Raw genomic sequence first — 22,772 nt, forward strand, 5'->3', positions numbered from 1 at the left:
ATGGCGCGGCCATGGCCGTCGATAGCTTCCCCGCCAAAGCACGTAAAATTTCTGCCAATATCGGTGCACATTATGTGGATAAGGCGCGAAAGCTGCCCTGGCGTTCGCCGCCGGGGAGCAATTTGCCCGATCCCTATCATGTCTGGCTGTCCGAAGTCATGCTGCAGCAGACGACGGTCGCGGCGGTCAAAAGCTATTTCGAGAAATTCACCACGCGCTGGCCGACGGTACAGGACCTGGCGAAGGCCGATGAAGCGGATGTCATGGCCGCCTGGGCCGGCCTCGGCTATTATGCTAGGGCGCGAAATCTTCGCAAATGTGCGGTATATATCACTGATAATAAAGACGGACTCTTTCCTCAGAAAGAGTCTGAACTTCTGGAGCTACCCGGTGTCGGCGCCTATACGGCGGCGGCAATCGCCGCGATTGCCTTTGGCGAACGGGCGGTGGTGGTGGACGCGAATATCGAGCGGCTGGTGGCGCGGCTGTTCGCCATCGACACGCCACTGCCGAAGGGCAAGGCGGAAATTCGCGCGGCGATGGATGCGATCACGCCGCGCCATGGCGCCGGTGATTTTGCCCAGGCCTGTATGGACATCGGCGCCACGATCTGCACCGCGAAAAACCCGAAATGCGAAATCTGTCCGGTGCAGGATCAATGCGCCGCCTTTGCGCTCGGCAATGTGGAGGCCTTTCCGGTCAAACCGCCGAAGAAAGCCAAGCCGGTCCGCCGCGCCCGCTTTTTCTGGATCGAGCAGCGGGGCCGGATATTGCTCGCCACTCGTCCGCCGAAAGGGATGCTCGGCGGCATGCGGGCGCTGCCCGACGACGGCTGGGCTGCGGGCAAGGACGGTCATGCGACACCGCCGATGGCGGGTGAATGGAAAGTGCACGATAATATCGTTCAGCACAGCTTCACCCATTTTTCGCTCGAAGTGGATTTGGCGGTTTATCAGGACGAGAAAATCGTTACTAACAAGGATGACAATATCTGGTGGGCGCTGGATGATATAGCGGAGGCGGGATTGCCAACCCTTTATGCCAAGGCCGTAAAATGGAAAATGAAGGAAGAAAAATGACCGCTGACAGACTCGCAACATCTTCACTTGGGCCATCTTTCTCCCGGCGCTCCGTGCTCGGCGGAATCGGTGCCGGCGCGTTTCTTACCGGCATGCCAAGCATTGCCCTTGCCCGCGAAGCGGCGAACAATTTCCCGGGCCTGACCAAGATCATCAACCACTATGTTGCGGAAAAGAAAGTCGCCGGCATGATGGCGATGATCGGTTTTGGTCAGCAGGCGCCGGAGGTCATTGCCGCCGGGTCGCTGAAACTGGGCGGCGACAGGCCGGTCGGTCCCGACACATTATGGCGGATGTATTCGCAGACCAAGCCGGTGACCGGCATGGCGACGATGATGCTGATCGAGGATGGACTGCTTACGCTGGACCAGCCGCTGTCCGACATCTTCCCCGATTTCGCCGATATGCAGGTACTGACCGAACCGGAAGGCCCGATTGAAAATACGGTGGCGGCGGTGCGCCCGATCACGATCCGGCAACTGCTGACCCATACGGCCGGTCTGGGTTATACGATCATTTCGAAGGGCCCGATCCAGAAAGCCTATCTCGATGCGGGTCTGACGCCCGGTCGCGTCAGCCGCAATCCGATTCCCGGCTTCGACCGCAGCGCGCCGACGCCCGATATCATGACCTTCATGCAGCGCCTCGCCACCATGCCGCTGGTCTATCAGCCGGGCACCAAATGGAGCTATTCGCTGAGCCATGACGTGCTGAGCGCGGTGATCGAGAAAGTTTCCGGCAAGCCGCTCGACCAGTTTCTTGAGGAACGGATGTTCGGACCCCTGGGCATGAACAGCATATTCTATCAGGTCCCCGCCGACCGCGCCGCCGATCTGGCCGACAATTATGCGCCGTTTGCAGGGGCGCTGATCCCCATCGATCCGGGCGCGACCAGCATCTACCTCGACAAGCCGCCCTTTGCCTTTGGCAGCACGGGTCTGGTCGGAACCGCCGGCGACTATGACAAGTTTCTGCAAATGATCCTGGGCTTCGGCACCGCCGGTGGCGTGCAGGTGATGAAACCGGAAACGGTCAAGCTCGGCATTTCCAATCTGCTGCCCGAAACCGCCAGCACGGCGGGGACCTGGGTTGCCAATCACGGCTTTGGCGCGGGCGGACGCTCCGGCCTTGGCACCGCCGTCAGCCCGGCTGGCAGTTTCGGCTGGGGCGGCGCAGCCGGCACATCGGCTTTTGTCGACACGGTGCGTGGTCTGCGGGCTGGCGGCTATACCCAATATATCCCGTCGAACAGCTATCCCTTCCAGTCGGATTTCCCGAAATATGTCTATGCAGACCTGATCGGCGCGGAACAGGCAGGAGCGGGCAAGACCAGTCCCTGAGGGCAGCAAATTCTCTCCCTTTTCCGGGGAGCAACGATATAAAAATATGAAAATGTCCGGGAGACAAGATGCCGACAGTTGAAAATAATATAGTGCCGACCTTTGCCGGCGGGACGCTCGATCGTGCCGATCAGGTGCGGGTCAATCCGGACCGGTTGCGCGCCGCGATGATGAACCCGCGGGCGAAGCTGCTCAAGCTGGATGGTCTCAACCCGGTTTTCGACGATTATGGAGATCTGGCTTGGGGTGCCGCCTATGAAGCATCGCCGGACAATGATCTGCTATTGCTCGGTATCGAGGGTGACACGCCTTATTTTGCCGAACTGAACGGGGCAGGGGATGCCGGTCCCGCCGCCAACCGGGCACTGTGGCAGACTTTGGGCAGCTTGCCCGCCGATCAGGCCGCCATTTACGCCACAGCGCGTAGTCTGGTCGACTGGCACGCACGCCACAAATTCTGCGCGCAATGCGGCAAACCGACCCAGTCCCGCAAAGGTGGCTGGGCGCGCGTATGCGACCGCGAGAATGACGGCTGCGGCGCGGAACATTTCCCGCGCACCGATCCGGTCGCGATCATGCTGTCGGAGTGCGAGGGCAAGGTTTTGCTCGGCCGCCAGCCGCGCTTCCCGCCGAAAAGCTTTTCGGCGCTGGCCGGTTTTCTGGAGCCCGGCGAAAGCATCGAGGGCTGCGTGAAGCGCGAATTGTTCGAAGAAGCCGGAATTCATGTGCGGGACGTGCGCTATGTCGCAAGCCAGCCCTGGCCTTTCCCGTCATCGCTGATGATCGCCTGCACCAGTGTCACCGACGATCCCACTCTGACGCTTGATGAAGAAGAAATCGAGGAAGCGGCCTGGTTCTCGCTCGACGAGGTGAAAGCGGCAATGAATGGCGAGCCGGGTGCCTTGTTCGTCGCGCCGCCGCCTTTCGCGATCGCGCATGATCTGCTGAAGCACTGGGTGGAGCAGAAGGGCTGATATGGCGCGCCGGCTCGAACTGATGGGCGCGCCGGGATCGCCCTATACGCGCAAGATGCTGGCGCTGCTGCGTTACCGGCACATCGACTATAATATCATCTGGGGTGGCGCGACGGGTGCTCCGGACGGTTATCCGAAACCCAAGGTGCAACTGCTGCCGACATTCTACTTTCCGGATAGCGACGGCGATCTCGAGGCCGTGGTGGACAGCACGCCGATCATCCGGCGGCTTGAGAGAGAGCATGACGGTCGTTCGGTCATTCCCGAAAATGAAGCGCTGCGCTTTCTCGATCTGCTGATTGAGGATTATGCCGACGAATGGCTGACCAAGGCGATGTTCCATTTCCGCTGGGCCTTTCAGGCGGACGCCGACCATGTCGCGCCGCTGCTGATCCACTGGGCCAACCCCAATCTGCCGGATGAACAGGTCGCCGCGATGGCGGCGCAATTTTCAAAGCGCCAGATTGACCGACTCTATGTTGTCGGATCGAACGCGGTTACCGCCAAGACGATCGAGGACAGCTATGTCCGGCTGCTCGATCTGCTCGACCGTCTGATCCGCGAGCAAGACTTCATATTGGGAAGCCGGCCCTCCTCCTGCGATTTTGCGTTTCATGGCCAACTGACCCAGCTCACCCAGGTCGAGCCGACATCCATGGCGCTGACCAACAGATATGCGCAAAGAGTGCGTGCATGGGTGGACCGGATGGACGATCTCTCAGGACACGAGGGCGGGCATTGGCTGGCCGATGATCAACTGAGCGCGCTAACGGGCCTGCTGTCGGAAATCGGTCACACCTATGCGCCGTTTCTGATCGCCAATGCGCAGGCCGTCCAGTCCGGTGCGGATTCGGTCGAAGCGGAGATTGACGGACGCAAATGGCAGCAGCCCCCTTTTCCCTATCAGGCGAAATGTCTGCTGGCGCTGCGCGAAGCTTATCAAGGGCTTTCCGGTGAAGCCCGGGACCAGATCGAGAGATTGTTGGCGGGTACGCGTTGCGAAGCCCTGTTTGTGGTCGCCTAGACCAGTCCGAGACTCGCCAGTTCGCCGAGCATCTCTGCGGGCATTTCCTCGGCGCCTTCCGCGCCGTCGCCGAGATCGGCCGGTGCGTCCTTTTCCTCGAGATAGCGCCAGCCCTGATGAGCGCGCTTGGGCATCGGCTGGACGGCGACCAGTTTCGGCTCCAGTCTGATCCACTGCTTACCCTGGCCATTGTCCATGAAGCCGATGATCGGCGAGCGACCGACGATTTTCTTGGCGTGAATCCAGTAGAGCGAGCCACCGACCATTTCCTCGTGCCGTTTCGGCAGATAGCGGGTGGTCAGCCGCGCTTCGCCGCCGGTTGCTCTGTTGTCCTTGTGTGATTCCAGCCATTTGCGCAGCGTCGCCGGGCTTTCGCTGCGATAGGCAATCTTGGTCATATTGAGTGGCATGGGTGATATCTGTGGGGGGCGACCGCTTTAGTCAAGCGGGTTCGGGGCGGGGAAGGACCGAAAAGGTCAAGGACGGCAGGAAAATCCCGCAAGATTATTATTGCAAATGATTATCAATATCATATTGTGAGGGGAATCGGACATCGAGGAGAGACAGATTGAGCGAGATACTGGAGAAACTATTACTACCGCTACCGGATATCCGGTCGCTGCCGTCGGTCGAGGCGAAATTGATCATCGCTTTCCGGCTCGCCGTGGTCGCCAGCCAGAACAGCTATGATTGTCTGGACCATCTGTCGGAGCGCCTGGGGGGACGGCGGGCGGCGACGCGGATATTGATATTGGCAGAGACCATCGGAGCGGCCTGGCAGGAACCGTTCCAGATCGGGAGGCCCTGCTCCTCGCTGACCACACCGGATGAAATCTGGCTGGTGGCGGCAATCCGGCTGGCGGCCGGTGACAACCGCCCCGGCTTTGATTCGCTCAGTCACGAAATGCTGGGCGATTGCGAGCGGGAGCGAATCTATCACGATCTCGGCAATTTTGTTGCCGCTTATTCCAGGCCTAGAGGCTGACCATCCCGCTGCCGACGGCGAGGCTGAGGAAGGCGAGAAAGCCCATAGTGTCTGTGATCATCGTGACGAACACCGAAGAGGCCAGCGCCGGATCCTGATCCAGCCGGTCGAGCATGACCGGAACGAATATACCGGCAAAACCGGCGATCACGATATTGATCAGCATGGCCAGTCCGATAACCCCGCCCAGCATCGGGTTGGCAAAGACCAGACCGGTGCCGATGCCGACCAGCACGGCAATGGTCGCGCCGTTGAGCAAGGCTATGCGGAATTCCCGCCCGATAATCCGGCGGGTGTTGGAACGGGTCAGCTCGTTCATGGCCAGCGCGCGGACCGAGACCGCCATGGTCTGGGTGCCGGCATTGCCGCCGATCGACGCCACGATCGGCATCAATATGGCCAGCGCGACCATCTGTTCGATCGCTGCTCCGAATATCGAGATCACGAAGCTCGCCACCAGTGCGGTCGCCAGATTGGTGATCAGCCAGCGGACACGCGCCTTGTAGCTGTCGCGGATCGGCTCGTTGATGTCGCCGTCGCCGGCACCGGAGAGCAGCAGCACGTCTTCGCTGGCCTCGTCCTCGACAATGTGGAGAATGTCATCGACGGTGATCATCCCGATCAGGCGCCCGTCGTCGTTGATGACCGCGGCGGAGATCAGATTATATTTCTGGAAGCGCAGCGCCACTTCTTCCTGGTCCATGTCGACCGGGATCAGCGTCTGTTCCCGCTTCATGACGTCGGCAATGGCAATGTCGCGCGGCGTTCTGAGTATCCAGCTGAGCTGGCAGGTGCCGATCGGCCGGAAAGCGGGATCGACCACGTAGATTTCCCAGAATTCGGTGGTCAGATCGTCATTCTTGCGGAGATAGTCGATCAGGTCGCCGACTTTCATATGTTCGGGCACCGCGACAAATTCGCGCTGCATGATCCGGCCGGCGGTTTCTTCCTCATAGGTGAGGGCGCTTTCGATCGCGGCGCGGTCTTCGGCGTCCAGCTCGGCAAGAACCGCCTGCTGCTCGCCCTCGTCGAGATCCTCGATAATCGCAACCGCGTCATCGGTATCGAGCTGTTCGGTCAGGTCGGCGATCTGGCCGGCATCGAGCACGTCGATCAGGCCTTCGCGGACATGCTCGTTCATCTCCGCGAGCACATCGGCGCTGACCAGATCGCCAAGGGCGCTGGCCAGCGGCGCACGTTCGTCGGCGTCGACCAGCTCGAACAGATCGGCAATGTCGGCATTGTGGAGCGGGTTGACCAGATCCTGCGCCAGAACGCTGTTATTGTCCTCGACCGCTTCGGAAACCGAGCGGACAAATTCGTCGGTCAGCCTGTTGTCCTCGTCGAGAACCTCTTCGCGGTCGATGACTGCGTCGGGGGCGTCGTTGATGTCGGTCATCGCGGTGCTCCCCTTTGTGCGCGTGTTCGGCTGCTTATTAGGCGTTGCACCGTTGCAATTGCAATCTTTTGTGACAATTATCCTAAGGCAGGGTGATTTTTCCCGAGGCCTTGCCTATATGCCCCGCAAGACCGATTCAATGAACGCAAAGGAAAATACCCGATGTCCCATGAAAAAATGACTTTCCACCTGGATACAGGCGATGTTGAGATCAAGCTCCGTCCGGATCTCGCGCCCAACCATGTCGCGCGGATCACCGAGCTGGCCGCCGAAGGCTTTTACGACGGCGTGGTTTTCCACCGCGTGATCAACGGTTTCATGGCGCAGGGCGGCGACCCGACCGGTACCGGCATGTCCGGCAGCGACAAGCCCGATATCGCGCAGGAATTTTCCAGCGAGCCGCATGTCGAAGGCACCTGCTCGATGGCCCGGACGATGGACCCGAACAGCGCCAACAGCCAGTTTTTCATCTGCCTCGACGATGCCGGCTTCCTCGACGGCCAATATACGGTCTGGGGCGAAGTGACCTCCGGCATGGAAGCGGTGCACGCGCTGCCCAAGGGCGAACCGCCAGCGAAGCCGGGCGCGATCAAGTCCGTAACCCTCGGCTGATTTAAAAAAATGCGTCTCGATAAACCCAGGATCGCCCCGCTCGCCGAGTCAGAACTCGGTCCCGAGCACCGGGCGATGCTGGGCGAGCGCTTCAAGACCGGCAAGATTCTCAATATCTTCCGGACGCTGCTCAAGGCGCCGAAAGCCTATAAGGCCTTCATGTGGTGGGGCGGCTATATCCTGTCCGATCATAATGCGTTGCCCGCCCGCGAGCGCGAGATTGTCATCCTGCGTACAGGCTTCAACTGGAAGTCCGGCTATGAATGGGCACAACATGTCCGCATCGGCAAGGACTGCGGTCTGACCGATGCTGAAATCGAACGGATCAAGGCCGGGCCGGATGCGCCGGGCTGGACACCGGTTGAAAGCGCGATGCTCCGCGCCACCGATGAACTGACCAGCGATGGCCATGTGTCGGACACCACCTGGGCTGCCCTTTCGGAACTGACCGAAAAGCAGCGCATGGATCTGGTGATGACCGTGGGCCAATATAGCCAGGTATCGATGCTGCTGAACAGTTTCGGCGTGCAGCTCGACGATGATCTGGAACTGGATCCCGATCTGAAGGCCTGACGGCCCGGGTCTAGAGACCCGCTTTTACCACCCAGTCATGGAAAATCCGCACCGCGCGGTTCTTCATGTCGCGTTTGCGGCATACGAACCAGTAGCTGTACGGGCTGTCCACCTGATGGTCGAACAGGCGGACCAGCCGGGAATCATTGGCATCGGAAAAATGGCCACCGTGCATGATCGCGATGCCGAGACCCTGTGCTGCGGCTTCGAGCATAAGCGGGCCGCTGTCGAGATGGTCGATACCGGCCGGCTGCAAATCGGGAAGCCCCACCGCTTCTTTCCACTGGTCGAAGGCGCGGATCATATTGCTGTGGATCAGGATATTATGGTGTTGCAGATCTTCCGGCTGGCTGATCGCATTGGGTCCTTTGGTCAGCTCTACCGATGCGATGGCGTAAACCTTGTTGCTGTCGAGCTTCACTGCATAGAGATTGGGATCGACATCATCGCTGATGATGATCGCCGCATCGACGGCATCGCCCAGCATATTTTCGGCATGGGACGAGGTGTCCACATTGATATGCAGCTTGGGATAGAGTTTCTTGAGTTCCGGCAGGCGCGGCAACAGGCGAGTGGCGCCGAACAGGGGCAGTACGCCAAGGCGCAAACGCATGTCTCCGCCGGTGACGGTCATCTGGTCAACCGCTTCGCCGATCACTTCCAGCGCCGGGGCGACCGCTTTCAGCAAGGCATGACCATCGCCGTTCAGGACCATTGACTGGTTGCGCCGCTCGAACAGCGGCTTGCCGATATGGTCTTCCAGCGACTTGATTCGCCGGCTGAGCGCAGGCGCGGACAGCGCAAGCTCCGCTGCCGCAGCTTTGGATGAGCCCAGCCGGGCTACACGGATGAAGGCCTCAAGGGCACGAAGGGGAGGAAGACGACGCATAGAAGGACCAATATTGAGGCTGAATCAGCTTTGTGCAACGCAAAATTCGAACCGAATCGAGAGGAATGGCGGAAAACTGTCACTAGCAATATTGATAAGTTGCAAGATATGCAACCTACAATGTTCTTTTCGCACTTGCACAATAATGGGTTTCGATGCATTCAGAGTGGGCCTTTCAGGCATCCTCTCCTAAAAACTTTTCAGGCCAGTTCTTCGGAACTGGCCTTTTTTTTTGGCAGATTCCGGTCAAGCGTCGCGCCATCTGAAAATCTGATTCGCATATCGGTGTGGCGATCCCTATCTTGTTGGAAAGAACCGAAACGATATCGAGGAGATACGCCCCAGTGTCCGATCCAGAGCCAAACAAAGCTATTAGCGAAGACGATAATATGCGCCTGAAATTGCAGGTTGCCAATGCCCGGCCGGAGGACAGCGGTCGCGGACTGGCCCGTCTGTCGCGCGACAATCTCGGGAAACTCGGGTTGATCGAGGGCGATGTCGTCGAGATTGTCGGCAAACAGGCAACCCCGGCGCGGGCGGTCCTTCCCTATCCGGAAGACGAAGGGCTGGATTTTGTCCGGCTAGACGGTCTGCAGCGTGCCAATGCCGGGGTAGGTGCGGGCGACTTTGTCGAAATTCGCAAGGTCGAATCGAAACCGGCCAAGAAGGTCGTTTTCGGCCCGGCGCAAAAGGACCTGCGATTGCAGGGCAATGGCGGTGGTCTGAAGCGCAGCTTCATGGGGCGTCCGCTCAAGGCCGGGGATTTTGTCGCAACCCATGGCCAGCAGCAGGTCGATCGCGGCGACATGCCGCCGCAATTGCGGCAGATGCTGGCAGCGCCGGCTTTTTCCCTGACCCAGATACGGCTCAATGTCATCGCGACCACGCCAAAGGGGATCGTCCATATCGACGAGGAAACCGAAGTGGAACTGCGGCCGGAATATGAGGAATCGACCGAGCATCGCCGTGCCGATGTAACTTATGACGATATCGGCGGCCTGCACGAAACGATTGACCAGCTTCGCGAAATGGTCGAACTGCCGTTGCGCTATCCGCAACTCTTCACTCGGCTCGGTGTCGACCCGCCACGCGGCGTGTTGCTGCACGGTCCTCCGGGGACCGGCAAGACCCGGCTTGCCCGGGCGGTGGCCAATGAAAGCGAAGCCGAGTTCTTCCTGATCAACGGTCCGGAAATCATGGGCTCGGCCTATGGCGAATCGGAAAAGAAACTGCGCGAGATTTTTGAAGCAGCAACCAAGGCTGCGCCTTCGATCCTGTTCATCGACGAGATCGACTCGATCGCGCCAAAACGCGGACAGGTACAGGGCGAAACCGAGAAGCGGCTGGTGGCGCAGCTGCTGACCCTGATGGACGGTCTCGAATCGCGGCTCAACCTGGTGGTCATCGCGGCGACCAACCGGCCGGAGGCGATCGACGAGGCGCTGCGCCGGCCCGGCCGCTTTGACCGGGAAATCATCGTCGGCGTTCCTGATGTCGCCGGACGGCGCGAGATACTCGGCATCCATACGCGTGGCATGCCGCTCGACAAAACGGTTGATCTGAAGGAACTTGCACGGACAACCTATGGTTTTGTCGGAGCCGATCTTGCGGCCCTGACCCGCGAGGCGGCAATTGAAGCGGTGCGCCGGATCATGCCCAAGCTCGATCTGGAATCGGAAAATGTACCGCCGGAAGTGCTCGAGGAACTGGTCGTCTACCGGCAGGATTTCATCGAAGCCCTGAAACGGGTCCAGCCTTCCGCGATGCGCGAAGTCATGGTTCAGGCTCCGGATGTCCGCTGGGAAGACATCGGCGGCCTCGACGAGGCGCAGATGCGGCTCAAGGAAGGCATCGAACTGCCGATGAAAAATCCGGAAGCCTTCATCCGGCTGGGTATCCGTCCGGCCAAGGGCTTTCTGCTCTACGGTCCGCCAGGCACCGGCAAGACCTTGCTGGCCAAGGCGGTCGCGCGCGAGGCGGAGGCCAATTTCATCGCCACCAAATCGAGCGACCTGCTGTCCAAATGGTATGGCGAGAGCGAGCAACAGATCGCACGCTTGTTCGCGCGGGCGAGGCAAGTCGCGCCAACCATCCTGTTCATCGACGAGATTGACAGTCTGGTGCCAGCACGCGGCGGCGGCATGGGCGAGCCCCAGGTCACCGAGCGGGTGGTCAACACGATCCTCGCCGAGATGGACGGTCTGGAAGAAATGCAGTCGGTAATATTGATCGGCGCGACCAACCGCCCCGGTCTGGTCGATCCGGCTCTGTTGCGACCGGGCCGCTTTGACGAGCTGATCTATGTCCCGGTTCCGGGTAAGGCCGGCCGTCGCCGGATATTGGCGATCCACACTGCGAAAATGCCGCTCGGCAAGGATGTCGATCTCGACGATATGGCCGAACGCACGGACCGCTATTCCGGCGCCGATCTGGAAGATCTGGTCCGCCGGGCAGGGCTTTACGCCTTGCGCGAATTTGGCGGGCTCGTCGAGACCGTCCAGATGAAGCATTTCGAAAAGGCGCTGGAAGACAGCCGGGCTTCGGTCACGCAGGAAATGGAGGAAGAATATTCCAAGATGGAATCACAGCTGAAGCAGAATGCGATGCGGGCAGAGCCGATCGGTTTTGTCTCGCCGGGCATGCTGACGCCGGTGAAGGACAGCAAACACTAACGGTCGCTGTCTATCCGTTCATCGAGTTTGAGGGTTTTGAAGCCCCAGGCGAACAGAAACACGCAGATGCCGGTCGCCAGCCAGAAGGGCAGGGGGCCGGCATAAGTGTAGAGCAAAACGCCAAAGGCCGGCGAAGCGATGAACGCCATGCCGTTGACCGATGCGACAATACCAGCCACGCCATTCTGTTCGGACCGCTTGACGGCGAGCGATGCACCCGCAGTGAAACCGGGGCGGAACAGGCCGAAACCCAGCGATGCCACGGCAAATCCGATGATGATGCCGTACAGGTCGTGCGACAGGCCGATGATCAGGCAGCCGAAGGCACCCAGCACCATACCCCACAGAATCGAGGAGCGCGGTCCCATCTGCAGCAGCGGAATCAGGCCCCATTGCGCCAGCAGGGTCGCTGCCGCGCCGGACATCAATACCAGGCCAGTCATCCGGATTCCCATTTCCGGGTCGCCGCGCAGGCCGAGCCGGTCGAGCACGAGAAAACCGACGACGCCGAGGATCAGGGCATGGGCGTTGCCGCCCAATATGCCGGTGATCAGCCACGGCTTGACCCGCTCATCCCCCCAGCGCAATCGGGGCGGTGCGCTGCTTTCCTCTTCGCTGCTGTCATCCTCTTCTTTCAGGCTGCTGGAGGACGGGGCGGAGCTGTACGGCTCCGACGTCACCACGCCGCGCGCCTGATAGCCCGGATTGTCATTCGGCAGTTTTACCGCAAGCGCGATCATCACCAATATCCCGATAGCGGCAAAGGCGAACATCGGGCTGGACAGGCCGAGCACCGGTATCATCAGCAGCGGCGCAATCGCCGGGCCGACAATCGTGCCGAGTCCGAAGGAGGAGGAAATCAGCGACAGTGCCTTGGTCCGGTCGGCGCGCGCGGTGCGGGCCGCGACATAGGCCTGCACCGCTGGCGGTGCTGCCGATCCTAGGCCGCCATAGAGGCTGCGAAAACTGGCGAACAGGATGAAGGTCCAGAGCGCGCTATACCATCCGAGCAGTCCGAGAAACAGCGCCAGACCGGCCAACGCGAAGGATGTGGTAAAGCCGATCATGCCCAGCCGCATCAGCGCCTTGCGGCCGCGATGGTCGGACTGGCGCGCCCATTTCGGCGCGGTATAGACCCAGAGCAGGGCGGACCAGCTGAACGCAGCGCTCACCCAGAAATCGGGGATATCGAGCTGCGTTCCGATGGTCGGCAAAATCGACTGCATGGCAGTGTTGCCCGAAGCGGTCACCAGCATCACCGAGAACAGTACCGCCATGCGGGTGCTGTCTATCGGCTTGGCATCGGGATGGGCCGACAGCTTGCGGTCCAGCGGTTCGAAATCGGGAGAATCGGCCATGGGCGCTCCTATGCCATGCTATTTCTGCCAGTCATAGGCTCGTTCGATGCGGGCGACGTGGAGGCTGTAGGCGCTGTACCATTTGTCGCGGCCCTGATCGCGGATCCGTGCATGTTCCGGGTTGTCGCGCCACGCTCTGGCGCTGGCGTCGTCGCGCCAGTAGCTGACCGTAATCCCGAAGCCGTCGGCGGAGCGGGCATGATCCTCGCCGAGATAGCCGGGTTGCTGCGCGGCGAGCGCGCCCATTGCCGCTGCGGCGGCCTGATAGTCCTCTTCACCGGTGCCGGTGCGTTGCGCGCAAAAAATCACCGCGATGGAGTCGTTCGGATAAAGCGTCATGACGATCTTTTAACCGGAGGATTGCACCGGGCAACCGCTATTATATTTGTCACCGGCGCTGTAACGCTTTAGTAAGACAGTTTGATCTGTCGCCGGAGGAATGGTTTGTCAAACAGTGTCGCCAAAACGAAAATAACCGACCGCATCAAGTCGGGCCTGGAGCGCCGTCTTGGCCCCTGGGGTGTTTTCTTCAAGGGGTTTCTCAAACATCCGGTGATGGTGGGCTCGATCATTCCCTCGTCGGATGTCACGGTCCGCAAGATGCTCGAACCGGTCAAATGGGACGAATGCGACCTGTTTGTCGAATATGGTCCGGGCGTGGGGACCTTCTGCCGGCCGGTGCTCGAGCGGCTGAAGCCGGGTGCCGCTCTGGTGGTGATCGATCTCAACGAGGATTTCATCGACTATCTGGGCAAGTCGATCCGCGACAGCCGCTTCTACCCGATCCACGGTTCCGCCGCCGATGTGCAGAAGATCATCCGCGAGCTTGGCCACGAAAAAGCCGACTATATTCTCTCGGGTCTGCCTTTTTCGACCTTGCCCGACCAGCTCGGCCCAAAAATTGCCAAGGAGACCTATGACGCGATCCGGCCGGGCGGTGCCTTTCTGGTCTACCAGTTCGTCAAGAAGGCGCGCGACTTCATGACCCCGCATTTCGACCATATCGACAGCGGTTATTCGCTCTGGAATATCCTGCCCTGTCATCTGTTCTGGGGGTGGAAGGCAAAATAGCCGTTGGTCGACGCCTGAATGGCGTTGGTCGAAGCCGGCAATAGGCCAGAGGCGGTTTCGCGCCATGTTCAACACCGAAATATGTCATATTGATTGAGAGGAATATCCCGATGTCCCGTTTGTCCCGTTCCCTGTTGCTGGCGCTGACCACCACGGCGTTGACGGTCACTGCGCCCGCGCTGGCCAAGCATCATGAATCCGCCGAGCCGGCGCCGGTCAGCGAACTGGTCGCGGCAGTCGATATTCCCTATGAGGAATTCACGCTCGACAACGGCTTGAAGGTCCTTGTCCACACCGATCGCAAGGCTCCGATCGTCGCGGTCTCCATCTGGTATGGCGTTGGTTCGGCCCATGAGCCGGAAGGCAAGACCGGCTATGCGCATTTGTTCGAACATATCATGTTCAATGGGTCGGAAAATGCCCCGGGCGACTATTTCGAACCGCTGCGGCAGATTGGCGCGACGGACCTCAACGGCACGACCTGGCTCGACCGGACCAACTATTTCCAGACGGTCCCGACCTCTGCGCTGGACGTCGCCCTGTTCCTCGAAAGCGACCGGATGGGCTATCTGCTCGGCGCGGTGACGCAGGAGAAGCTCGACAACCAGATCGGCGTTGTCTCGAACGAGAAGCGGCAGGGTGACAATCAGCCTTACGGGCTGGTCGGCTATCGCCAGACCGAATTGCTATTCCCCGCGGACCATCCTTATGGTCATGATACGATCGGATCGCTGGAAGATCTCGAAGCGGCGTCGCTGGACGACATGAAATCCTGGTTTACCGACCATTACGGACCGAATAATTCGATTCTGGTACTGGCCGGCGATATCGACGTCGCCACCGCGCGGGCGAAGGTCAACAAATGGTTCGGCGCGATTCCGTCCGGCAAGCCCATTCCGGAACTCAGCCCCGCATTGCCGACGCTTGATGCCCCCGTATACGAAGTGATGAAGGACAAGGTCGCGACCACGCGTATCTACCGCAACTGGGTGGTGCCTGGTCTCAATGATCCTGATTATACGCCGCTCGATGTCGGCATGACGGTGCTGGGCGGCCTGGCCAGCTCGCGGCTCGACAATATCATGGTGCGTGAAGAGAAAAATGCCGTTTCGGTGTCCGCTTATGTCATCCCGTTCGTGCACGGCAGCCTCGTGAACATCCAGGCCGACGTCAAACCGGGTGAAGATGCGGATGCCGTTGCCGCGCGGCTTGACAAAATCATCGCCGACTTTATCGCCAACGGTCCGACCGAGGATGAAGTGCAGCGGGTGGCCACCCGCAACGCCGCCGCCCGAATTGCCGGGCTGGAGCAGGTTGGCGGGTTCAGCGGCAAGGCGGTCGCTCTGGCGCAGGGCGAACTCTATTCCGATGATCCGGAATTTTACAAGAAGGAACTCGGCCGGCTGGCAGCCACGACTCCCGAAGCGGTCAAGGCGGCAATGCAGAAATGGCTGACGCGGCCGGTTGTCGGCATCACGGTGGTGCCCGGCGAACGGGAGGAATATCAGGAAGTGGGTGCCGGCAAGGGCGTGCGCACCGGCGTTCTGACCGCGCCTGCCTTCTATATGCAGGATGAGCAGGCCGGTGTTGTAACCGCTCCCGACCGGTCGGCCTTGCCGCCGGTTGGTGAAATCCCGAACGTCGATTTTCCGGATGTCGAGACCGCGACCCTGTCCAATGGCATCAAGGTCTATTTCGCCCGCCGCGATGCGGTGCCGATGACGCGCGTCACGCTGTCCTTTAACGCGGGCACCAGCGCGGACTCCTCCGGCAAGCTCGGATTGCAGAATTTTGTCACTTCGGTGATGGAAGAAGGCACGACCAGCCTGACCTCGGTCGAAATAGCCGAGCAGCAGGAACGGCTGGGCGCCCATATTAGCATCGGCGGCGGACGCGACCGCACCGATGTCGACCTGAGCACGGTCAATCCCAATCTGGACGCCTCGCTCGACCTGATGGCGGATATTGTGAAAAATCCGGCGTTCAATAGCGACGATATCGAACGTATCCGGGTCCGGCAGCTGACCGCGATCGACCGCGAGGAAAGCGATCCGCTGAGCATCGCCAGCAACACGCTGCCGCCGCTGCTCTTCGGAACCGAGCATCCCTATGGCCGCGGTCTGTCGGGCAATGGCACCAAGGACACGGTATCGGCGATCACCCGTGATGATCTTGCTGCCTTCCACCAGCAATGGATGCACCCGGCCAAGGCGACGATCTTTGCCGCAGGCCGGATCGACAAGCAGGAACTTGTCGACAAGCTGGAATTGCGATTCGGCAAGTGGAAAGGTTCGGGCAAGGCCGCGCCGGCAAAGAATTTCGATGCGGCCATTCCCGAAGGACAGGGCCGGATCATTGCCATTCACCGTCCCAATTCTCCGCAATCGATGATCCTGGCGGGGCAGGTCCTGCCCTACAAGGGATCGGATGATCTGCTGACGCTCAACGCCGCCAACGAGATATTGGGCGGCAATTTCCTCTCGCGGATCAACATGGATCTGCGCGAGACCAAGGGCTGGAGCTATGGCACGCGCAATAGCGTGCTGCGCGGCGAGGACCGGGTCATGTACACGATGCGTGCGCCGGTCCAGACCAACCAGACCGGCCCCGCGGTGGCCGCGATGGACGGCCAGGTTCGCGATTTTCTGGGTGAAAATGGTGTGACCGCCGCCGAGTTGGAGCGCACGGTGAACGGCAATGTCCGCCAGCTGCCCGGCCAGTTCGAGCGCACGGCCAGCATCTTGGGCCAGATGCAGGGTGACGTGATGTACGGCCGGCCTTCGGACTATGCCGAAACCGTTGCCGACCGCTACAAGGCGCTGACCGAAGACGATCTGAACAAGGCGATGGCCGAGGCGGTTGATCCGGACAAGTTCACCTGGGTGATCGTCGGCGATGTTTCCAAGATACAGGCCCAACTGGACGCTCTCGACATGCCGGTCGAATATCGCGGCTATGAAGCTAGTGACACTGCTGTTAATAGTGATAGCAGTTCGAACGATTCGGCGGGCAGCAGCGAGTGATCGTCAGCCCCGACGGAGTCAGGGCTTTGACATGAAAAGGAGAATGGAATGTCTATTGATGGAACTTATACTTGCGTAACCAAATCCCCGATGGGAGACCAGACGTCGGAATTCACCATCGTCACCGACGGTGACACGTTCACCGGCACCAATGCCGGTGCCATGGGATCGATGGAAGTCGAAAACGGCAAGGTCGACGGCAATCACATCACCTGGGAAATGAACATGACCGTTCCCATGCCGATGAAGCTGGAAGGCGACGCGACAATCACCGATGGCCAGCTGGCCGGTTCGGTGAAAGCGGGCGCTTTCGGTGAAATGGCAATGACCGGCACCAAGAAATAAGCGACCGACAGGTTACAAAAAGGGCCGCTACCTTTGGGGTAGCGGCCCTTTTTTTGTCTGTGTGTGCGGTCCGCTGGTCTAGCGGACGACGACGCTCACGGCGCGGCGGTTTTGCGCCCAGGCGCTCTCGTTGGACGCAAGCGCTTCGGGGCGTTCCTTGCCATAGCTTACCGTCGTCATCCGGGACGGGCTGACACCCAGCGAGGCGAGATAGTTTTTCGTCGCATTGGCGCGACGCTCGCCGAGCGCGAGGTTATAGTCGCGGGTGCCGCGTTCGTCGGCATGGCCTTCGATGGTGATCCGCGCGTTGGGATTTTGTGCCAGCCAACGTGCCTGGCTCTGCAGAATGAGCTGGTCCTGCGAGTCGACATTGAAACGATCGGTGTCGAACAAGATCCGGTCGGACATCGTGTTGGCCAGGAAGTCGCCCTGGGAACCCGGCGCATAGCCAGGGCCGGTGGGGCCGGTCGGTGTGGGCGCAGGCGTGGTCGTGTCGACCGGTGGCGGCGGCAGTTCCTCGGGTGCCTTTTTCGCACAGCCGGCCAGAACCAGGCTCGCGCTAATCAGGAGGGGAGTTGCATATTTTATCATAATTCTGCTCCTTTTTTGAATCTGCCCTTGGGCTTTATATAATCTTTTTTCAGGGACTTGTCTTGATTTGAATTCAAGGCAGCAATGGCCCCCAAGCCGGATCCGACCCGTTGACCGGCGTCGGCAATTGTCGTTCGTTGCGACCGGTCAGGTCCACCTGCCAGATTCCGGTGCTGCCATTACCTTTGGTGGTCCGGAAAAACTGGATCACCCGACCATTGGGCGCCCATGTCGGGGCTTCGTCCTGCCAGCTGTTGGTCAGCAGACGCTCGCCGCCACCGCGGGGCGTCATCACACCGATCCGGAAATTGCCGGCCATCTTGGTGAAGGCGATCAGATCGCCGCGCGGGCTCCATTCCGGCGTTGCAAAGCGGCCACCGCCAAAGCTGATCCGACGCTCGTTGCCGCCATCGGCGTCCATCACATAAAGCTGCTGGCTGCCCGAGCGATCACTTTCGAAGACGATCCGGCTGCCGTCGGGAGAGAAGCTGCCGCCGATATCGATACCGGGGGAGAAGGTCAGCTGCTGTGGCTTGCCGCCACCGGCTGCCGAGACCTTGTAGATATCGGTATTGCCGGCAATCGCCATGGAATAGAGGATCCACTTGCCATCGGGTGACCAGCGCGGCGCGAAGGTTGGATTGGTGCTCTGGGTGATCAGGCGCTGGCGACCGGTGCCGATGTCATAGACATAGATGCGCGGGTTGCCGTCGAGAAAGCTCAGATAGACGATGCTCTTGTAATCGGGCGAGAAACGCGGGGTGAGAGCGGTGGCCTGGCCATTGGTGATGAACCGGTGGTTGGCACCATCGCTGTCCATGATCGCCAGCCGCTTGACCCGGTTCCCCTTGGGGCCGGTCTCGGCGATATAGGCGATACGGCTGTCGAAAAAGGGCGATTCCCCGCTCAACCGCGAATAGATGCTGTCGGCGCATTTATGCGCGGCCCGGCGCCAGTCGCGCGGCTCGACCACAAAGCCCTGGCGGGTGAGTTCGGTTTCCAGCGCGACATCATAGAGATAGCAGCCCACCGTCAGCTTGCCGTCAGGATTGGTCCGCACGAAGCCCTGGATCAGGGCAGAGGCACTGGTGCCGCTCCAATAGGGAAATTGCGGTGCGGTAACTTCGGCATAGCTGATCGACCGGACCTGGTTGCGGCCAACCGGCTTGAACAGTCCGCTCGAGCGCAGATCGCTGACAATGACATCACTGATTTTAGCGCCCAGTTCACTGGTGCTGCCGGCGCCCGTGTTCACGCTCTGCGGCGTGGGCAGGCCGGGAACGGCAATGACCAGTTCTTCCGATGCGCTATTGTCGACATCCACGGTAAGCTGGGCATGTGCGGTCGCGGTCAGGCCAACGCTGGCGATAATGCCAAGCATGACGGTTCGGATATAGAAGGCGGGTGATTGCATGGGTGGTCTCCTAGACGCCAAGATACAGGACAGGTTCGATAACCTTCCATTCATCATAATATTTTTCGGGGAATGTCGTGAAAGGGGCCGCGAGCTGGATCGCAGCAATGGCCCGCTCCTGATGTATCTCTACCTGCGAGCGGTTGCTCGGCGTGATGCCGGTTGTCGTGGCCGTCGGACGGCCAATGATATTGCCGCTACTGTCGAGGCGCGCGGTGACCTTGGTGCGCAACAGTTCCGCGTCCGCGCCTGTCGGCGGCCGCCATTTTTGCTTGATCAGCCTGTATAGCTCGCGTTCCAGCGAAGCGACAGCGGCGGGAGAGGCCTTCTCCGCCGCGATATTCTGGTTGCGGCTGACCGATGGTGCATCGGTGACCCCTTTCAGGAAATCATCGCCGAGGCGCGAGCCGCGGGGGGTCGGCTTGGCAACCGGTTTCGACTCTGCCTTCGGGGCGGCGCTGGCCGGTTTGTCCGGACGCCGCCGGGGCTCCCGGGAGACGGGAGCCGGTTTCGGCGCCGGGGTCGGTCTGGCTTCGGCTTTCGGTGGCTCGGGCAGCGGTTCCGGCGCGGCAATGCTGCTTTCTTCCGGTGCGCCCAGTTCCGGGGCAACACTGGTCGCGGGGGTGACCATCGCAGGATTGGGTGCGGCGCTTTCCAGGCCCACCTCGTCGGCGATCATCACTTCGATCGGCTTGGTGCGAAACGCGTCATTGGTGCTGCTCAATATGCTCAGCGAGAGCGCGCCAAACAGGGCCACATGACCCGCAGCCGCTATTCCCAAGCCAATTTTTTCAGCTTTTTCCATATCAGCGGTCCACTCTTAAGGTGTCTCCGATGAACCTGTAGTGACCAGCGAAACCCGGTTCAATCCCGCCCGGTTCAGTTCGCCCATCACGCCCATGATCAGACCATAGTCGAGCGTCCTGTCGCCGCGCAGCATGATCTGGCGCGGGTCCTCCGGATTCTGTTCGGCGGCGATATCGCGTAACCGCATCTCCAGCGCACCGCGGCTCAGTTCCTCGTCATCGACGAAGATACGGCCTTCGTTGTCGATCGATATCTGCACCGGTTCCTGCTCCTGTTCCAGCGCGTTGGCGCGGCTTTCCGGCAAGTCGACGGGCACGCCGGTGACCAGCAACGGTGCCGTCACCATGAAGATGATCAGCAGCACCAGCATCACGTCGACAAAGGGGGTGACGTTGATCTCGGCCATCGGAGCGCGGCCGCGGCCACCGCCGCGCCTGCCGATGCCGGATCCCATATTCATGCCCATGCTCAGTCTCCCAGTTCCAGTTCGCGGCTGAGCGTGGCGTGGAAACCCTCGGCAAAGCGGCCCATCCGGGCCTCCAGCTTGTTCAGGCGATGGGAGAAGCGGTTATAGGCAATGACCGCGGGGATCGCGGCGAACAGGCCGATGGCCGTCGCGAACAAAGCCTCGGCAATGCCGGGGGCGACCACGGCGAGCGAGCTGTTCTGTTCTGCGGCGATCGCCGAGAAACTGCGCATGATGCCCCAGACCGTACCGAACAGGCCGACAAAGGGGGCGACGCTACCCACGGTCGCGAGAAAATTGAGCCGGTCGGCGATCCGGTCGACTTCGCGGGCGATGGTCGTGTTCATGGCGCTGGCAAGCCGCTGGCGCGTGCCTTCGCGGTCAATCGGTGCCTTGGAAGTCGAACGGCGCCATTCCTTGACCCCGGCAGCCAGCACCCTGGCGCTGGGCAGGGAGGACTGGCCATATTCGTCATAGAAGCGGTCGAGATTTTCCGTCTTGTCGAATGCCCGCTCGAATTTATCGGACTTTCTGGTGATTTGGCCGATGTTCATGGCAAAGCTTACGATGATCGTCCAGGTCCAGACGCTGGCCAGCAGCAGGCCGATCATCACCGCCTTGACGACGATATCGGCTTCCATGAACAGCATGAAGGGAGAGAAATTTCCGGCAGTCGCTCCCAGAGAAAGTTGGTCTAGCAAGATATATGATCCTTCATTTCGTATCGGCCCGGTCCATGACGCCGGCAAAGGCCTTTGTCCACGCCTTGGGTTGTCGTCTCGGACGCCCGGCGGGCGTAAGAAACGCTGCGTGAACGGAAGCTGACGCAATAGGGTCCTGACCGCGCATTATTTTCTGGTCGATGATCACGCTGGCGGCGCGCAGCGTCTCGACTGTGCTGATAACGACCAGATCATCATTCAGTTTCGCCGGCAACAGATATTTCATCGTCAGGTCGACGACCGCATAGACGCCTTCGCCGCTGTCATAGGCCGCGCCCTGGTCCATATCGAGCAGGCGCAGCATGTCGGAGCGGGCCCGCTCCATATAGCGCAGATAATTGGCGTGATAGACTATGCCGGAAAAATCGGTGTCCTCGAAATAGACGCGGCAGGCGAAGAAATGCTTGCCGTCGACAAAACGGCCGTCGAACGGTTTGATATCTGCGGGGATTTCCATGGCCCGCACATTAGGGCGATGTCTTCACGCGGGGAAGGGTGAAAAACGTCGCGGCGACCTGTTGGGCGCAAATAAGACTCGATTGGACCGCCGCAGTCTGTCTTCAAGCTGACGCTAGGTTTTTTGCCATAGTTCCTCGGACAGCACGGAGCCGGTTTCCAGTAGCGACTTGAGATTGCTGAGCACGGCTGGCCATCCTTTCCGCACTCCATTATCCATCCGGGATCCTGGCTCGAGCTCGCTATGGGTCACGGTGAGTTTCGTGTCCGGACCCAGTGGCGTGAGCTCATAGGTCACGCGCGAGATGCAGGCCGGATTGTCTGCTTCCTGTTCGAGCGACCAGGTCCATATCATTGTGTGCGGAGGCTCGATCGCGACCAGACGCCCGCAGATGTCGATCTCGCCACTGCCATCGCTGCGGACATGGGCCCATCGCGATCCCGGTTTCCAGTCCGACTCATTATAATGGCCCCAATATGCCTTGGTGAGATCGCGGTCGATCAGACCGTTCCAGACCGCTTCCACGTCGGCCTTGATGAAGATTGTATAGACAAAATCCGGCGTGCAGGCCTGGCCGGTTGACGCGCGGGTGTGGATATCGGCGGTTTCATTTGCGGGCATGACGTTTCTCCTCTGGCTTGCTGTTTCTGGAAGGGTTGGAAGCACTTTCCATTTGCTGTTTGAAATCACTCAGCGCCTCGATCCGGGCCTCCTCGAACTTGCCGACCCAGCGGTGGACGATATCGCCCAGCGGAACGGGGTTGAGATAGTGCAGTTTCTCCCGGCCCTGCCAGTGGACCGAGACGAGATTGGCGGTTTCGAGAATATGCAGATGCTTGGCCACCGCCTGGCGGGACATGGCCAGACCATGATGGAGCTCGGTCAGGCTTTGTCCGTTTTTGACAAACAGCCGGTCGAGCAGAGTGCGGCGGGTTTCATCGGCAAGGGCGGCAAAGACATCGGACATGGCT

At 60.3% G+C, this 22,772-nt stretch carries 24 protein-coding genes; 11 read left to right on the plus strand and 13 right to left on the minus strand.

Annotation, left to right across the window (positions count from 1 at the left end):
• Positions 1 to 11: 11 nt before the first annotated feature.
• From CHN51_RS10885 to CHN51_RS10900, 4 genes are all read left to right on the plus strand, one after another.
• Complete coding sequence (locus tag CHN51_RS10885; protein ID WP_100094035.1) at positions 12 to 1,079, plus strand: A/G-specific adenine glycosylase; 1,068 nt, start codon at positions 12 to 14, stop codon at positions 1,077 to 1,079.
• Positions 1,076 to 2,419 (plus strand): serine hydrolase domain-containing protein, encoded by a 1,344-nt coding sequence (locus CHN51_RS10890; RefSeq protein ID WP_100094036.1) that lies wholly within the window; start codon positions 1,076 to 1,078, stop codon positions 2,417 to 2,419. Before CHN51_RS10885 ends, CHN51_RS10890 begins: the two co-directional genes overlap by 4 nt.
• A gap of 68 nt (positions 2,420 to 2,487) precedes the next feature.
• Entirely contained in the window at positions 2,488 to 3,393 is a 906-nt protein-coding gene (gene nudC / locus CHN51_RS10895) for an NAD(+) diphosphatase (protein ID WP_100094037.1), read from the plus strand.
• Between the two features lies 1 nt (position 3,394).
• The gene (locus tag CHN51_RS10900) at positions 3,395 to 4,417 is read left to right on the plus strand and encodes a glutathione S-transferase N-terminal domain-containing protein (RefSeq protein ID WP_100094038.1); all 1,023 of its coding nucleotides are present in this window, start codon (positions 3,395 to 3,397) and stop codon (positions 4,415 to 4,417) included.
• On the opposite strand, the gene CHN51_RS10905 is transcribed toward CHN51_RS10900, so the two are convergent.
• Positions 4,414 to 4,827 (minus strand): DUF1489 domain-containing protein, encoded by a 414-nt coding sequence (locus CHN51_RS10905; RefSeq protein ID WP_100094039.1) that lies wholly within the window; start codon positions 4,825 to 4,827, stop codon positions 4,414 to 4,416. The two genes, CHN51_RS10900 and CHN51_RS10905, sit on opposite strands and share 4 nt — an antisense overlap.
• 158 nt (positions 4,828 to 4,985) lie before the next feature.
• Between CHN51_RS10905 and CHN51_RS10910 the strand changes: the two genes are divergently transcribed.
• Positions 4,986 to 5,402: a hypothetical protein gene (locus CHN51_RS10910; protein ID WP_100094040.1), complete on the plus strand. Its 417-nt coding sequence runs from the start codon at positions 4,986 to 4,988 to the stop codon at positions 5,400 to 5,402.
• On the opposite strand, the gene mgtE is transcribed toward CHN51_RS10910, so the two are convergent.
• On the minus strand, positions 5,392 to 6,801 hold the full coding sequence (mgtE, locus tag CHN51_RS10915) for a magnesium transporter (RefSeq protein WP_100094041.1): 1,410 nt from the start codon (positions 6,799 to 6,801) through the stop codon (positions 5,392 to 5,394). The two genes, CHN51_RS10910 and mgtE, sit on opposite strands and share 11 nt — an antisense overlap.
• 162 nt (positions 6,802 to 6,963) lie before the next feature.
• Here mgtE and CHN51_RS10920 point away from each other — a divergent pair, with 162 nt between their 5' ends.
• Together CHN51_RS10920 and CHN51_RS10925 are read left to right on the plus strand one after the other, a co-directional pair.
• Entirely contained in the window at positions 6,964 to 7,413 is a 450-nt protein-coding gene (locus CHN51_RS10920; RefSeq protein WP_100094042.1) for a peptidylprolyl isomerase, read from the plus strand.
• A 9-nt stretch (positions 7,414 to 7,422) separates the two neighbouring features.
• Positions 7,423 to 7,986, plus strand: a complete 564-nt coding sequence (locus CHN51_RS10925) for a carboxymuconolactone decarboxylase family protein (protein WP_100094043.1) — start codon at positions 7,423 to 7,425, stop codon at positions 7,984 to 7,986.
• 10 nt (positions 7,987 to 7,996) lie between these two features.
• On the opposite strand, the gene CHN51_RS10930 is transcribed toward CHN51_RS10925, so the two are convergent.
• Entirely contained in the window at positions 7,997 to 8,875 is an 879-nt protein-coding gene (locus CHN51_RS10930) for a LysR substrate-binding domain-containing protein (protein ID WP_100094044.1), read from the minus strand.
• Between the two features lie 389 nt (positions 8,876 to 9,264).
• Between CHN51_RS10930 and CHN51_RS10935 the strand changes: the two genes are divergently transcribed.
• A complete protein-coding gene (locus CHN51_RS10935) occupies positions 9,265 to 11,547 on the plus strand; it encodes a CDC48 family AAA ATPase (RefSeq protein ID WP_100095585.1) in 2,283 nt (760 codons plus the stop codon).
• Here the strand turns inward: CHN51_RS10935 and CHN51_RS10940 are convergent.
• Both CHN51_RS10940 and CHN51_RS10945 read right to left on the minus strand, forming a co-directional pair.
• The gene (locus CHN51_RS10940) at positions 11,544 to 12,905 is read right to left on the minus strand and encodes an MFS transporter (RefSeq protein WP_100094045.1); all 1,362 of its coding nucleotides are present in this window, start codon (positions 12,903 to 12,905) and stop codon (positions 11,544 to 11,546) included. The two genes, CHN51_RS10935 and CHN51_RS10940, sit on opposite strands and share 4 nt — an antisense overlap.
• An 18-nt stretch (positions 12,906 to 12,923) precedes the next feature.
• The gene (locus tag CHN51_RS10945) at positions 12,924 to 13,244 is read right to left on the minus strand and encodes an antibiotic biosynthesis monooxygenase (protein WP_100094046.1); all 321 of its coding nucleotides are present in this window, start codon (positions 13,242 to 13,244) and stop codon (positions 12,924 to 12,926) included.
• Between the two features lie 105 nt (positions 13,245 to 13,349).
• Between CHN51_RS10945 and CHN51_RS10950 the strand changes: the two genes are divergently transcribed.
• From CHN51_RS10950 to CHN51_RS10960, 3 genes are all read left to right on the plus strand, one after another.
• Complete coding sequence (locus CHN51_RS10950) at positions 13,350 to 13,976, plus strand: methyltransferase domain-containing protein (protein WP_240616696.1); 627 nt, start codon at positions 13,350 to 13,352, stop codon at positions 13,974 to 13,976.
• A 110-nt stretch (positions 13,977 to 14,086) separates the two neighbouring features.
• A complete protein-coding gene (locus CHN51_RS10955) occupies positions 14,087 to 16,999 on the plus strand; it encodes a pitrilysin family protein (RefSeq protein WP_206169890.1) in 2,913 nt (970 codons plus the stop codon).
• Between the two features lie 48 nt (positions 17,000 to 17,047).
• On the plus strand, positions 17,048 to 17,344 hold the full coding sequence (locus tag CHN51_RS10960; protein ID WP_100094047.1) for a hypothetical protein: 297 nt from the start codon (positions 17,048 to 17,050) through the stop codon (positions 17,342 to 17,344).
• A 78-nt stretch (positions 17,345 to 17,422) separates the two neighbouring features.
• On the opposite strand, the gene pal is transcribed toward CHN51_RS10960, so the two are convergent.
• From pal to CHN51_RS11000, 8 genes are all read right to left on the minus strand, one after another.
• Positions 17,423 to 17,932 carry a peptidoglycan-associated lipoprotein Pal gene (gene pal, locus CHN51_RS10965; RefSeq protein ID WP_100095588.1) on the minus strand — a complete coding sequence of 170 codons (510 nt, stop codon included), beginning with the start codon at positions 17,930 to 17,932 and terminating at the stop codon, positions 17,423 to 17,425.
• A gap of 76 nt (positions 17,933 to 18,008) precedes the next feature.
• Positions 18,009 to 19,316 (minus strand): Tol-Pal system beta propeller repeat protein TolB, encoded by a 1,308-nt coding sequence (gene tolB, locus CHN51_RS10970; RefSeq protein ID WP_100095589.1) that lies wholly within the window; start codon positions 19,314 to 19,316, stop codon positions 18,009 to 18,011.
• Between the two features lie 43 nt (positions 19,317 to 19,359).
• Positions 19,360 to 20,154, minus strand: a complete 795-nt coding sequence (locus CHN51_RS10975; protein WP_100094048.1) for a cell envelope biogenesis protein TolA — start codon at positions 20,152 to 20,154, stop codon at positions 19,360 to 19,362.
• A gap of 15 nt (positions 20,155 to 20,169) precedes the next feature.
• On the minus strand, positions 20,170 to 20,622 hold the full coding sequence (gene tolR, locus CHN51_RS10980) for a protein TolR (protein WP_100094049.1): 453 nt from the start codon (positions 20,620 to 20,622) through the stop codon (positions 20,170 to 20,172).
• A gap of 2 nt (positions 20,623 to 20,624) precedes the next feature.
• Positions 20,625 to 21,272, minus strand: a complete 648-nt coding sequence (gene tolQ / locus CHN51_RS10985) for a protein TolQ (RefSeq protein WP_100094050.1) — start codon at positions 21,270 to 21,272, stop codon at positions 20,625 to 20,627.
• 64 nt (positions 21,273 to 21,336) lie between these two features.
• Entirely contained in the window at positions 21,337 to 21,801 is a 465-nt protein-coding gene (locus CHN51_RS10990) for a YbgC/FadM family acyl-CoA thioesterase (protein WP_100094051.1), read from the minus strand.
• A 114-nt stretch (positions 21,802 to 21,915) separates the two neighbouring features.
• On the minus strand, positions 21,916 to 22,422 hold the full coding sequence (locus tag CHN51_RS10995; protein WP_100094052.1) for an SRPBCC family protein: 507 nt from the start codon (positions 22,420 to 22,422) through the stop codon (positions 21,916 to 21,918).
• Positions 22,409 to 22,768 (minus strand): metalloregulator ArsR/SmtB family transcription factor, encoded by a 360-nt coding sequence (locus CHN51_RS11000; protein ID WP_100094053.1) that lies wholly within the window; start codon positions 22,766 to 22,768, stop codon positions 22,409 to 22,411. The genes CHN51_RS10995 and CHN51_RS11000 overlap by 14 nt, the downstream gene beginning before the upstream one ends.
• Between the last annotated feature and the right edge of the window lie 4 nt (positions 22,769 to 22,772).

Source organism: Sphingorhabdus sp. YGSMI21 (assembly GCF_002776575.1).
GTDB lineage: Bacteria > Pseudomonadota > Alphaproteobacteria > Sphingomonadales > Sphingomonadaceae > Parasphingorhabdus.